Source organism: Isoptericola sp. NPDC057391 (genome assembly GCF_042668085.1).
GTDB lineage: Bacteria > Actinomycetota > Actinomycetes > Actinomycetales > Cellulomonadaceae > Isoptericola.
Genome location: NZ_JBHVBO010000131.1, coordinates 1 through 12,040, shown reverse-complemented (window position 1 = coordinate 12,040; position 12,040 = coordinate 1). Strand labels below are relative to the sequence as shown.

General features: G+C 74.6%; 11 protein-coding genes. 6 read left to right on the top strand and 5 right to left on the bottom strand.

Going from position 1 to position 12,040, the window contains the following annotated elements; all coding sequences use genetic code 11:
• Window positions 1-55: 55 nt before the first annotated feature.
• Window positions 56-397 (bottom strand): hypothetical protein, encoded by a 342-nt coding sequence (locus ACFUVW_RS15220; RefSeq protein ID WP_430572167.1) that lies wholly within the window; start codon window positions 395-397, stop codon window positions 56-58.
• A 98-nt stretch (window positions 398-495) separates the two neighbouring features.
• Entirely contained in the window at window positions 496-1,017 is a 522-nt protein-coding gene (locus ACFUVW_RS15215) for a hypothetical protein (protein ID WP_430572166.1), read from the bottom strand.
• 313 nt (window positions 1,018-1,330) lie between these two features.
• Here ACFUVW_RS15215 and ACFUVW_RS15210 point away from each other — a divergent pair, with 313 nt between their 5' ends.
• Window positions 1,331-2,017 carry a hypothetical protein gene (locus tag ACFUVW_RS15210; protein ID WP_430572165.1) on the top strand — a complete coding sequence of 229 codons (687 nt, stop codon included), beginning with the start codon at window positions 1,331-1,333 and terminating at the stop codon, window positions 2,015-2,017.
• A gap of 40 nt (window positions 2,018-2,057) precedes the next feature.
• Here ACFUVW_RS15210 and ACFUVW_RS15205 read toward each other — a convergent pair whose 3' ends face one another.
• Entirely contained in the window at window positions 2,058-3,080 is a 1,023-nt protein-coding gene (locus ACFUVW_RS15205; RefSeq protein ID WP_430572164.1) for a LacI family DNA-binding transcriptional regulator, read from the bottom strand.
• 168 nt (window positions 3,081-3,248) lie between these two features.
• On the opposite strand from ACFUVW_RS15205, the gene ACFUVW_RS15200 reads away from it, so the two are divergent.
• From ACFUVW_RS15200 to ACFUVW_RS15185, 4 genes are all read left to right on the top strand, one after another.
• Complete coding sequence (locus ACFUVW_RS15200; RefSeq protein WP_430572163.1) at window positions 3,249-5,171, top strand: glycoside hydrolase family 127 protein; 1,923 nt, start codon at window positions 3,249-3,251, stop codon at window positions 5,169-5,171.
• Window positions 5,172-5,300: 129 nt separating this feature from the next.
• Window positions 5,301-6,614, top strand: coding sequence for an ABC transporter substrate-binding protein (locus ACFUVW_RS15195; RefSeq protein ID WP_430572162.1), 1,314 nt, complete (start codon window positions 5,301-5,303; stop codon window positions 6,612-6,614).
• Window positions 6,611-7,519, top strand: a complete 909-nt coding sequence (locus ACFUVW_RS15190; protein ID WP_430572161.1) for a carbohydrate ABC transporter permease — start codon at window positions 6,611-6,613, stop codon at window positions 7,517-7,519. The genes ACFUVW_RS15195 and ACFUVW_RS15190 overlap by 4 nt, the downstream gene beginning before the upstream one ends.
• A gap of 1 nt (window position 7,520) precedes the next feature.
• Complete coding sequence (locus tag ACFUVW_RS15185; protein WP_430572160.1) at window positions 7,521-8,474, top strand: carbohydrate ABC transporter permease; 954 nt, start codon at window positions 7,521-7,523, stop codon at window positions 8,472-8,474.
• A 20-nt stretch (window positions 8,475-8,494) separates the two neighbouring features.
• Here ACFUVW_RS15185 and ACFUVW_RS15180 read toward each other — a convergent pair whose 3' ends face one another.
• Entirely contained in the window at window positions 8,495-9,013 is a 519-nt protein-coding gene (locus ACFUVW_RS15180) for a putative immunity protein (protein ID WP_430572159.1), read from the bottom strand.
• Window positions 9,014-9,024: 11 nt separating this feature from the next.
• Window positions 9,025-9,426 (bottom strand): DUF2568 domain-containing protein, encoded by a 402-nt coding sequence (locus ACFUVW_RS15175; protein WP_430572158.1) that lies wholly within the window; start codon window positions 9,424-9,426, stop codon window positions 9,025-9,027.
• A 189-nt stretch (window positions 9,427-9,615) separates the two neighbouring features.
• Here ACFUVW_RS15175 and purL point away from each other — a divergent pair, with 189 nt between their 5' ends.
• Window positions 9,616-11,967 (top strand): phosphoribosylformylglycinamidine synthase subunit PurL, encoded by a 2,352-nt coding sequence (purL, locus tag ACFUVW_RS15170; protein ID WP_430572157.1) that lies wholly within the window; start codon window positions 9,616-9,618, stop codon window positions 11,965-11,967.
• Window positions 11,968-12,040: the final 73 nt, after the last annotated feature.

The window sequence follows — 12,040 nt, the reverse complement described above, 5'->3', positions numbered from 1 at the left end:
GACCGCAGGTGCTGCGGTCCGTCCCCTTCGTCGTGCGGGCCGGGTGGTGGGCGGCTCAGGCGGCGGCGGGCGTGGGCTGACCCGCGCGCACCGGCTGCGGGTAGTCCTCGACGACGGCCGGCGGGCTCTCGACCGGGCCCGGCGTCGTCCCGGGCACCGGGGCCGGCGCGGCGGCGTCCTCGGCCGCCTGCTCGTCACGAAGCGGCAGGCCGAGCGTGACGGTGGCCGGTCGGGAGACGCGCGGCGGGGGGACGGTCATCGCCACCGCGGCCGCGCCCCCGAGCCCGGCCAGGAGGGCGGCCCACGCCACCCACGTCCAGCCGAGCGCCGCCGACGCGCCCAGCAGCGCCCCGTCCACGACCCCCACGACGAGCCCGACGACGAGCACCCGTCTCATGCCTACCTCCCACGGTCCGCCTCATCCGTGCCTTTCCAGGAGACGACACGAAGGCCGGTCGTGCATCTGCTGGACGGACCGTGCAGGTCACAGGTGGGTCACGGTCGCCGGTCGTGTCCCGCCGTGCCCCAGCCGAGGCCGGGCGCGGGCACCGGGGAGTCGACGTGCCCGAGCAGCAGGGGCGAGGGCGCCGGGTCCAGCGTGGTGCGCAGCTGGTGGTGCATCTCCCCGGTGAGCCGCAGGGCCAGCTCGAACCGGAGCGGCGCCACGTGGTCGGCGTGGAGCCGGCCGCCGATCGCCGGGTGCGGGGAGAAGGCGAGCACCTCGTCCGGGCGCGGGTGCATGCCGGCGTCGAGCACCTCCCGGCAGAGGCCCTCCAGGAGGAGGTCTGCGCGCCCGTCCGTCGAGTCGAGCTCCGTGTACATCTCGACGGCGGTGGCCCAGCGCAGCTCGAGCGACCCCTCGATCGTGTCGAGGAACCACCAGCCCTCCAGGGACTCGAGGAAGACGTCACCGAAGACGGTCGTGAAGCGGGGCGTCTTGCCGTGGACCCCCAGCCACGACCAGGACGCCAGCCCGTACGCGAACGCGCCGGGAGCGAAGGTTCTGAGGAGTTCCACGTGCGCATCAAACCACCTTGTGGTAAAAGACGAAACCCCCGACTCTGCGGGGGATGCTCGTGGCTCCGATCACCCAGAATCGTCACCTGTTCGTGATGTCGGTCAAGGATCTGGGGTCGTAGGTCAAGCGCAGGTCATCCATGCAGGCCGGGATGCCGGCCGGGGTGCAGCTCGGGGTGCAGCGGGGACCAGGTCGGGGTCGCGTCGGGTCGGTGCCGCGGAACTCTGCCCTGGTACCGCCCGTTGTCCCACGGGCGGACCGAGGACCTCGGCCCGCCGCCCGCACGAGCCCCCCGACCCGGAGGTGGACCCCATGGAGACGCCCGCCGCGCGCAGGCGAGCCGACGCCCGGAGCGTCGCGATCACCGGACTCACGACGCTCGCCTGGTACGCCGTGCCCGACGTCGTCGGGCCGCGCTGGGCCCGCGCCCTGGCCAAGACGGGCGTGCTGGCCGGTGGGCTCGGGCTCGGGTTGGCCCTCACCGCCGAGGGCCGCTCCGCCGTCGACGGCGTGCGCGAGGCGCGCGGCGAGCTCCGCGACCTGCGCGATCTCGCCCGGCGGGTCGAGGCGCTGCCCGCGGAGGACGGCGATCCAGACCTCGACGGCGCGGACCTCGACGACGCCGACCTCGACGCCGACCTCGTCGACGCCGAGGCGGACGGCGCCGAGCGGGACGCGGCCCGCGACCTCGAGGGGGACAGCGCCGAACCGGAGGACAACGTCCTCCTGGGCGACGCGGAGCTCGCGGACGCCGACCCGCTGCCGGACCCGGTCGTCGCGGGCGCGGCCGCGGCGGGCGCGGTCGCCCTCGCGGTGACGGTCGCGGTGGCGGGGGAGAAGTGGGCCTACCGGCGCGGCGAGCGGTGGCGTGCGCAGGGGCGGCGGCTGCCGCACACGCGGGTCGGGCTGATCCTCGGGGCGCTCGCGGCCGTGGCGACGGTGCTCGACCCGTCGATCTCCGGCTTCGCCCCGGCGGCCGACGAGGCGCCTGCGTCCTGACGGTCCGCCCCGGGGCCGCCCCGACCCGGCCGGCGGCGGCTCAGGAGTCCCCGGCCGTCGAGGCCCGCACGACCAGGCGTGGCGGGGAGAGCTCGGTGCCGTGCGCGGGCCGCCCGTCGATCGCGGCGAGCAGCAGCTCGGCGGCGCGCTGCCCCAGCCGGTCGAGCTGGGGGTCCACGGTGGTCAGGGGCGGACGGCTGGCGAGGGCCATGACGTCCCAGTCGTCGTAGCCGGTGACGGCCACGTCCTCGGGCACGCGCACGCCGCGGTCGCGCAGCCGGTCGCAGCCGCCGCGGGCGAGCTGGTCGGAGGCGAACGCGATGGCGTCGACCGGCAGGGGCTCGCCGGCCCGGTGGTCGCCGAGCACGAGGTCGACGGCGAGGCGCCCCCAGCGCTCGGACCACTCGCCGAAGCGCGGCTCGCCGACGACCTCGGCGCCGCGGGCCTCCAGGGCCGTGGCGAGCGCGCCGTGCCGCAGCACGGAGGCCGCCTGGTCGCCCCGCCCGCCGACGTAGGCGACGCGGGTGCGGCCGAGGGAGAGCAGGTGCTCCGCGACGGCGGTCATCCCCGCGGTGTCGTCGGGCACGACGGACGCGTCGTCCGGGTCCTGCGACGGCGCGAACGCGTAGACGACCGGCATCGGCACCCGGATGGGGGGCCGGGGATCGGTGGTGCGGCCGGTGACGATGATGCCGTCCACGCGACGTGCGACCAGGCTGCGGACGTGGTGCTGCTCGCGCACCGGGTCGTGACGGGCGGTGGCCAGCAGCGCGGAGATCTGCCCCCCGACGAGAGCGTTCTCCGCGCCGAGCACGACGGGCAGCGAGAAGCGACCGGCCGAGTCGGTGCTCAGCAGGCCGACGGTGAAGCTGCGGCGTGCCGAGAGCGACCGCGCCTGCGCGTCGGGCACGAAGCCCAGCCGCTCGGCCGCCTCGCGCACGCGCGCCCGCGTGGCGGGCCGCAGAGAGCCGGTGTCGTTGAGCGCCTTCGACACGGTGCTGGGGGAGACCCCCGCCAGCGCGGCCACGTCCGTGATCCGCACGACGCCCGGAGCTTCCGACATGGGACCTCCTCCAGTTTCCTGCCGTTCCGCGAGATGGCGGTGGCGCTGCCGATCGTACGCGATCTCGCCTGTCGAGAGGGTGCTTGACGGGTGCCGCGACGCTCCCTACGGTGAGGAAAACGGATTCCTTGTTTCCTTCCGCTCACGACTCCCTCGAAGGAGAGGTGCATGACGACGACGACGTTCCGGACCGCCCGCGGGCCCGCCGAGCCCACCGCATCGGCGATCACCACGCTGCGTCCGCTGCCGCCGGGCAGCGCGACCCTCGACGGCGGGCTGTGGGGGCACCGGCTGCGGGTCAACCGCGAGGCCTCGGTGCCCGAGGGGCTGGGCCACCTGCGCGAGTACGGGAACCTGCGCAACCTCGAGATCGCGGCCGGGCTGGCGGACGGCGAGGCCCAGGGACCGATCTTCGCGGACTCCGACGTGCACAAGTGGCTCGAGGCCGCGGCCTGGGAGTACGGGCGAGAGCCCGACGAGGCGCTGCTGGCCGACATCCTCGAGGTCACCCGGGCCGTCGCCGGCGCCCAGGCCCCGGACGGCTACCTCGACTCGGTGCCGCAGCTGCGCGGCGTGGAGCGCTACTCCGACCTGCCCTGGAGCCACGAGCACTACTGCGCGGGCCACCTGATGCAGGCGGCGGTCGCGCAGGTGCGGGCGACCGGACGGCGCGAGCTGCTCGACGTCGCCGTCCGGCTGGCCGACCACCTCGTGGAGACCTTCGGCGACGGCGAGGGGCAGCTGCGCGAGGTCGACGGCCACCCCGTGATCGAGACAGCGCTCGTGGAGCTCTACCGGGAGACCGGCACCCGGGCGTACCTGGACCTGGCGTCATGGTTCGTCGAGGCGCGCGGCACCGGGATCATCGCCTCCCACGGCAAGCAGCCCACGTACTTCTCTGACCGCGTGCGCGTCCGCGAGGCGACGACCGTCGAGGGCCACGCCGTCCGGGCCGTGTACCTCGGTGCCGGCGCCACGGACGTCGCCGTCGAGTCGGGCGACCGCGAGCTGCTCGCCGCCCTCGAGGCGCAGTACGCGGCGATGGTCGACGGCAAGCAGTACCTGACCGGCGGCCTCGGCTCCCGGTGGGACGGCGAGTCGTTCGGCGACCCGCACGAGCTGCCGAACGACCGCGCGTACGCCGAGACCTGCGCGGCGATCGGCGCGGTGCAGTGGGCCTGGCGCCTGCTGCTGGCGACCGGCGACGCGCGGTACGCCGACCAGATCGAGCGGATGCTGCTCAATGGCTTCCTCTCCGGGCTCTCCCTGGGCGGCACCGAGTACTTCTACGTCAACCCGCTGCAGGTGCGCACGGGTGCGCACGCGGAGGAGGAGCGCAACCCCGCCGCCGGGCGCCGCCCGTGGTTCGGCTGCGCCTGCTGCCCGCCCAACATCATGCGGACGCTGTCCAGCCTCGAGGGCTACCTCGCGACGGTCACCGACGACGGGCTCCAGGTGCACCAGTACGCGCCCGGGACGATCGCCGCCGACCTGCCGGGCGGCGCGCTACGGCTGCGCGTCGAGACGGACTACCCGTACGCGGGCCGCGTGACGCTGCACGTCGAGGAGGCGGCCCCGGGCGCGGGGCTCGCGCTGCGGGTCCCGGGCTGGGCCGAGGGGGCGACGCTCGACGGCGCTCCCGTCGCGGCGGGCGCCTACGCCGCCGTGGGCCGGCCGCTCGCGGCCGGCGACGCCGTCGTCCTCGACCTCCCGGTGGCACCCCGCCTCACCGCCGCCGACCCGCGGGTCGACGACGTGCGCGGCTGCGTCGCGATCGAGCGCGGCCCGCTGGTGTACGCGCTCGAGCAGGAGGACCAGGACGCCGGCGCCGTCGTGGACGACGTGCGGATCGACGTCTCCGCCGCGCTCGGCGAGGAGGAGCGGCCCGACCTGCTGGGAGGGACGGTCGTGGTGACCGCGACCGGGGCCGTCCAGGCGCGGCCCACTAGGGCCGTGGGCGACGGCCCGTACCGGTCGGCGGCGGCCCCGGCGCCGGCCGTGACCGGCACGGTGACGCTGCGGGCGATCCCGTACCACCTGTGGGCCAACCGCGGCCCGCAGGCGATGCGGGTGTGGATCCCGGTGGCCTGACGCGCGGCGACACGGGGCGCCCGGCCTCCGGGCACCCCGCACCCCGCGGGCGCCGGTGCCCGCGGTCGGCGAGTGGCGCCCGCCCCGGGCGCGCAGACCTGGCGCCCGCACGGGCGCGGAGGAGGAGCGATGGAGCTCACCAGACGGCAGCTGCTCGCGCTGCTGGGTGCCGGCGGCGCGACCGCCGCGCTCGGTGGCTGCGCGCGCGACCTGGCGGCGGCCGACGTCGGCGCGCCGGGATTCGGCGACGGCGCCCGCGGCACGGTGGAGATGTGGTGCCGCTCGGACACGGTCAACGGCGTCCAGGCCGTGGTGGACGCGTTCCACGCGGCGCAGGACCGGATCCGGGTCCGGCTGACGCCGATCCAGAACGGCCAGTACGTCACCAAGGTGGCCACCGCCATCCGCGGCGGGCGCGTGCCCGACGTCATCGACATCGACGACATCTACTCCACGATGTTCGCGTTCCGGGACGTGTTCACGGATCTCACCCCGCTGGTCGAGGACCTCGCCCTCGGCGACGCCCTCAGCCCGGGCCACCTGGCCCTCGCCACCAAGGACGGGAAGCACTACGGGGTGCCGTTCCTCGGCGACTTCTCGGTGCTGTTCTGCAACACGGAGCTGTTCGACCGCGCGGGCCTGGACGTCGACGAGCACACGGCGTCGTTCGACGGGATCCTCGAGGCGGCCCGCGCCATCGCCGCGCTCGGCGACGACACGTACGGCTGGTCCTTCCCCGGCAACGCCTCCGGGGCCCTCGGCTTCACCGTGCAGCCGCACGTGTGGGCCACGGGCACCGACCTCATCGCCGGCGACGTCGGGGACCAGCGTGGCAACGTCGCCGGCAACGACGCCCTGCGCCGCACGCTCGACCTGGAGCGCACGCTCTGGGAGGAGCAGCTGGTGCCGCCCGGCTGCTTCGCCGACGACGCGTCGCGCTGGTCGGCGGACTACGTCGCCGGGCGGCTCGGCATGTTTCCCGGCGGGTACGGCGTGGTGGCGCCGAACGCGTCGCCGGAGCTGCTGGAGCGCAGCCGGGTCGTGCTGCTGCCCGGACCGGACGGCGGCCGTGCGTTCTTCGACGGCGGCGACAACCTGTGCATGCCCGCGGGCGGGAAGAACCCCGAGGCCGCGGCGGAGCTCATCCGCTTCGCCGTCGCCCTCGAGCAGCAGGCGCGCATGCCCGAGGGCTTCTACTCGCCGATCCGCTCCGACGTGGTGACGCCCGCGTTCGAGGCCGAGCACCCGCTCGTCACCCCCACGCTGAAGGCGCTCGACGCCGGGTACGCCCCCACCACGCTCGCCTACAACCTCATCTACAACCAGCAGGACGGGCCCTGGCTGCGCATGTTCCGCCGGGCCGTCTTCGACGGGGAGGTCGACGCCGCCATGGACGAGGCCCAGACCACGTACGACCGCATCCTGCGGCAGGCCCAGGCATGAGCGCCCCGGCGGTCTCGCGGCCCGCACGGCGCCACGGCACCCTCACGCACCCCGCCCGCACCGGCCTGCTCCTCGTCGCGCCGGCCGTCGCGTTCGTCGTCGTGTTCGTGCTGGTGCCGCTCGTCTCCGCGGTGGGGATCTCCTTCACGAACCTCCCGCTCATCGGCTCGTGGCGGTTCATCGGCCTGGAGAACTACGCGTCGGTGCTCACCGACCCCACCTTCTGGCGCGCCGTCGGGTACACGCTGCTGTACACGGCGATCGTCACGCTGCCGATCCTCGCGCTGGGCTACGCGCTCGCGGTCGTCGTGCGGTCGAACCGGCGTGGCGCCACGCTGCTGCGCACGATCTTCTTCGTCCCCTACGTCATCGGGCTCACCACGCTCAGCTTCCTCATGCTGCTCGAGGCCCAGCCGAACAGCGGCATGGTGAACGTGGTCCTCAAGGCCCTCGGGATCACCGACGGCACGACGGCGTGGCTCGTCGACGGGCCGCTGGCCACGGGGCTGCTGTGCGTCATGGTGATCTGGGCGGTGTCGGGGCTCACGATGGTGCTGCTCATGTCCGGGATGCAGGGCATCCCGCGCGAGGTCTACGAGTCGGCCGAGTTGGACGGCGCGTCCTGGTGGGTCCGGGAGCGCTCGATCACGATCCCCATGCTGCGGCGCACGATCGCCATGACCGTCGTGCTGTCGGTCATCGGGTCGCTGCTCGCGTTCACGCAGTTCTACATCCTGACCCAGGGCGGCCCCGGCTCGGACACCACCACCGTGGTGATGGCGATCTACCGGCGGGCCTTCGTGCAGTTGCAGCTGGGGGCGGCGACGGCGATGTCGCTCGTCCTGGTCGTCATCACCGGACTGGTCACCGCAGCGCAGTTCTGGCTGCTGCGGGAGAGGAGCTGACATGGCGGTCACAGCGAGCGCACCGGGCACCGCCGAGGTGGGCGCGCCGGGCAGGAGCGCCCGCGGCACGAGCCCGGGCCACGGGTCGTCGCCCGGCGCCGGGCGCCCGAGGTCCGGCCCGGAGCGTGACACCCGCGTGCGCCGCACGCTGTACGTCGTCGGCGGCACCCTCGCCGCGCTCGTCTTCGTGGTGCCGCTGGCACTGGCGCTGGTGCGGTCGGGGCAGCCCGGCGACGTCGTCGTGGCCGCCCCGGACGGCCGGTTCCTCGACCTGTCGTGGGTCAACTTCCGCCTGATCCTCGACCAGCCCGAGATCTGGCGCGGCATCGTGAACTCCGTGGTCGTGTCGGTGTCGACGGCCGCGCTGACAGCCGTCCTCGCGACGCTCGCCGGGTACGGGTTCGCCAAGTTCGGGTTCCGCGGCAGAGGCCTGCTGTTCGGCATGGTGCTGGTGACGCTCATGGTGCCGTTCCAGGCGATCCTCACCCCGCTGTACCTGCAGATGAACGCCATGCGGCTCACGGATAGCCTGTTCGGCCTCGTGCTCTTCTACACGACCGTGAACCTGCCGTTCTGCGTGTTCGTCATGCGCAACGCGTTCGAGTCGGTGCCCGGCGAGATCGAGGACTCGGCGCACGTCGACGGCGCGGGCACCGTGCGCATGATCGTCTCCGTGCTGCGGCCGCTCGTGCTGCCCGGCGCCGCGACGGCCGCCCTGTACGCGTTCCTCGCCTCGTGGACGGAGTTCCTCGGCGCGCTGACGTTCCTCACGGACTCGTCGCTCTACACGCTGCCCGTGTCGCTGGTGAACCTGCAGCAGGGCGCGTACGGGCAGGTGGACTTCGGCCTGCTGGCCGCCGGGTCGGTGGTGGCGATGATCCCGTGCGTCGTGCTGTACGTGGCGCTGCAGCGGTACTACGTGGCCGGGCTCGCGTCGGGATCGGTGAAGGGCTGACGGGGCGCGCCCGAGCCGGGTCAGTCGTCGAAGACGTCCCAGCAGATCGCGCTGCGGGCGCGCTGGTCGTCCAGCACGAGCTCCCGGAGCTCCGCCGGCAGCCGGTCCCGCTGCCAGTCCCGCTCGGCGAGGCGGGCGACCTCCCGGTCGGGCTCGGGGGCGGCGGCGCTCGCGGCCCGGATGGCGTAGGCGGCGGCGCCCAGGTCGTGCGCGGCGACGTGGGCCACGGCGACCGCCTGCCCGGCCGCGAGGGCCGCGAACCGGGCGGGGTCGGGCCGGCCCTTGCCGGCGGCGTTCGCGACGAAGGCGGTGCGGTGCGCCTCCCGCATCGGCACCTCGCCGCGGATCCACCCGCGGGCGACCTCGAGGGCGTCGCGCGGGCGGGCGTCGTCGGGCGCCTCGCGCTCGAAGTGCGGCAGCACGTGGTCGGCGCAGGCCACGGCCCACTCGGCCAGCATCCGGTGGTGGTCGTCGGTGAGCGTCCCGCCCCGGCGCACGGTGATCAGCCGGGGGTCGCGCTCGGCGGGCAGGATCGGCATGCCCTCATCCTTCACGACCTCCGGGTCAGCGCGAACGCGACGACGCCGGCGGTCGCGATCCCGAGGCCCCACCCGGGAAGGCCCGACGCCGCGGCGAGGGCGCCGGCCGCCGCGAACAGCACGGCCTGCACGACGAACCGTGCGGGCTGGCGGAGCCGGCCCGGCGCGTTCCGGGCCAGCCACCGCCCCCACACCACGACGGCGACGGCGGGGAGGACGAGGAGCAGCACGACGCCGATGCCGACGGCGGCGACGTCGCCGAGCTGGTCGCCGAACGACGAGCCGAGGCGCCAGCCGGCCACGGCCAGGAGAGCCAGCAGGGCGAGCTCGCAGGCGAAGGCGAACAGGTCGGCCGGGCCGACGTCCTGCGGGCCGGTGGTGCGCGGGGGCTCGTGCCCCGCGGGAGCGGTCATGGGCGGCACCCTAGCGGCGCCGTCGGGAGCCCCGGCGCGCGCCGGTAGACTGGCGGCGCGCCGCGAGGCGCCCACGCACTCATGACAGACGGCACGGACCGACGCCGGATGCCGGCACCCCCACCGGTGCGGTGATCACCCGGTCCGAGCCCTGAGCTCTGCAGTACTCGCGCGACCCGAGGGAAGTTGATGACCGCCGCTGCCGACCGTGCCGAAGCCGTGTCCGCCCCCCGCCCCCAGCTGGACACCGTCGAGAACGCCGCGTCCACGCCCGACGAGGCCCAGCCGTACGCCGAGCTCGGCCTCAAGCCGGACGAGTACCAGCGCATCCGTGTCCTGCTGGGGCGTCGCCCCACGGCCGCCGAGCTGGCCATGTACTCGGTCATGTGGTCGGAGCACTGCTCGTACAAGTCGTCCAAGGTGCACCTGCGCAAGTTCGGCGAGCGCGTCACCGACGAGATGAAGGAGCACCTGCTCGTCGGCATCGGCGAGAACGCGGGCGTCGTCGACGTCGGCGACGGCTGGGCGGTCACCTTCAAGGTCGAGTCGCACAACCACCCGTCGTTCGTCGAGCCGTACCAGGGTGCCGCGACCGGCGTCGGCGGCATCGTCCGCGACATCATCTCGATGGGCGCCCGCCCGGTGGCCGTCATGGACCAGCTGCGCTTCGGCGCCGTCGACCACCCCGACACCGCCCGCGTGGTGCACGGCGTCGTGTCCGGCGTCGGCGGCTACGGCAACTCCCTCGGGCTGCCCAACATCGGCGGCGAGCTCGTCTTCGACGGCTCCTACCAGGGCAACCCGCTCGTCAACGCGCTGTGCCTCGGGGTGCTGCGTCACGAGGACATCCACCTGGCCAACGCGTCCGGCGTAGGCAACAAGGTGGTCCTGTTCGGCGCCCGCACCGGCGGCGACGGCATCGGCGGCGCCTCGATCCTCGCGTCGGAGACGTTCGAGGACGGTGTGCCGGCCAAGCGGCCGAGCGTCCAGGTGGGCGACCCGTTCATGGAGAAGGTGCTCATCGAGTGCTGCCTCGAGCTCTACGCCGCGCAGGTCGTGGAGGGCATCCAGGACCTCGGCGCCGCGGGCATCTCCTGCGCCACGAGCGAGCTGGCCTCGAACGGCGACGGCGGCATGCACGTCTGGCTCGACGACGTGCTGCTGCGCGACCCCACGCTCAACGCCGGCGAGATCCTCATGTCGGAGTCGCAGGAGCGCATGATGGCGGTGGTCACGCCCGAGAAGCTCGACGAGTTCCTCGCGATCACCGGCAAGTGGGACGTCGAGACCGCCGTCATCGGCGAGGTCAACGACTCCGGCCGCCTCACCATCGACCACCACGGCCAGCGGATCGTGGACGTCGACCCGCGGACCGTCGCGCACGAGGGCCCGGTCTACGAGCGCCCGTACGAGCGTCCCGCCTGGCAGGACGGCCTGCAGGCCGACACCACGGTCGCCGCGGGCCTGGCGCGCCCGGCGTCGGCCGACGAGCTGCGCGCCACGGCGCTGCGCCTCCTCGCGTCGCCCAACCTCGCCTCCAAGGCGTGGGTCACGAACCAGTACGACCGCTTCGTGCAGGGCAACACGGCGCTCGCCCAGCCCGACGACGGCGGCGTGGTCCGCGTCGACGAGACCACCGGCCGCGGCGTCGCACTCGCGACCGACGCGAACGGCCGCTACGGCAAGCTCGACCCGCGCACGGGCGCCCAGCTGGCGCTCGCGGAGGCGTATCGCAACGTCGCGACGGCCGGCGCCACGCCGCTCGCCGTGACGGACTGCCTCAACTTCGGCTCGCCCGAGCACCCCGACTCGATGTGGCAGCTCGTCGAGGCGATCGAGGGCCTCGCGGACGCGTGCCAGGAGCTGGGCGTCCCGGTCACGGGCGGCAACGTGTCGCTGTACAACGGCACCGGCGAGCCCGGCCAGATCGACTCCTCCATCCACCCGACGCCGGTCGTCGGCGTGCTCGGCGTCATCGACGACGTGCGCACCGCGGTGCCGTCGGGCTGGCGTACCGAGGGCCTGTCGGTGCTGCTGCTCGGCCGCACCGCCGACGAGCTCGACGGCTCCGCGTGGGCCGACGTCGAGCACGGCCACCTCGGCGGCCTGCCGCCGCGCGTGGACCTGGCGGCCGAGCGCGCGCTCGCCTCGGCGCTGGTCGAGGCCCGCGAGCAGGGCCTCGTCGCCGCCGCGCACGACCTGTCCGAGGGCGGCCTCGCCCAGGCGCTGCTCGAGGCGTCGCTGCGCTACGGCGTCGGCGCCGACGTCGCGCTCGACGGCGTCACCGGCCGCGACGGCGTGACGCCGTTCGCCGCCCTGTTCAGCGAGTCCACCGCGCGCGCCCTGGTGGCCGTCGACCCGGAGCACGAGTCCGAGCTCGTCGCGGTGGCCGAGGCCGCCGGCGTGCCGGTGCTGCGCCTCGGCCGCACCGGCGGCGACACGCTCGTCGTGGCCGGCGGCTTCGACGGCGAGACGTTCACCGTCCCGCTCGCCGAGGCCCGCGAGGCGCACGAGGGCACGCTGCCGCGCATCTTCGGCTGACCCTGGCGCCGAGATAGAGAAGGCGAACCCGCGAGATAGAGAAGCCCGGACGGGGCCGTCGCCGGTGCGGCCC

Excerpts from the sequence above, each read along its gene's own strand:
- purL (WP_430572157.1), top strand. The coding sequence starts at position 9,616 with ATGACCGCCGCTGCCGACCGTGCCGAAGCCGTGTCCGCCCCCCGCCCC.
- ACFUVW_RS15200 (WP_430572163.1), top strand. The coding sequence starts at position 3,249 with ATGACGACGACGACGTTCCGGACCGCCCGCGGGCCCGCCGAGCCCACC.
- ACFUVW_RS15180 (WP_430572159.1), bottom strand. The coding sequence starts at position 9,013 with ATGCCGATCCTGCCCGCCGAGCGCGACCCCCGGCTGATCACCGTGCGC.
- ACFUVW_RS15185 (WP_430572160.1), top strand. The coding sequence starts at position 7,521 with ATGGCGGTCACAGCGAGCGCACCGGGCACCGCCGAGGTGGGCGCGCCG.
- ACFUVW_RS15195 (WP_430572162.1), top strand. The coding sequence starts at position 5,301 with ATGGAGCTCACCAGACGGCAGCTGCTCGCGCTGCTGGGTGCCGGCGGC.
- ACFUVW_RS15190 (WP_430572161.1), top strand. The coding sequence starts at position 6,611 with ATGAGCGCCCCGGCGGTCTCGCGGCCCGCACGGCGCCACGGCACCCTC.
- ACFUVW_RS15205 (WP_430572164.1), bottom strand. The coding sequence starts at position 3,080 with ATGTCGGAAGCTCCGGGCGTCGTGCGGATCACGGACGTGGCCGCGCTG.
- ACFUVW_RS15175 (WP_430572158.1), bottom strand. The coding sequence starts at position 9,426 with ATGACCGCTCCCGCGGGGCACGAGCCCCCGCGCACCACCGGCCCGCAG.
- ACFUVW_RS15210 (WP_430572165.1), top strand. The coding sequence starts at position 1,331 with ATGGAGACGCCCGCCGCGCGCAGGCGAGCCGACGCCCGGAGCGTCGCG.
- ACFUVW_RS15220 (WP_430572167.1), bottom strand. The coding sequence starts at position 397 with ATGAGACGGGTGCTCGTCGTCGGGCTCGTCGTGGGGGTCGTGGACGGG.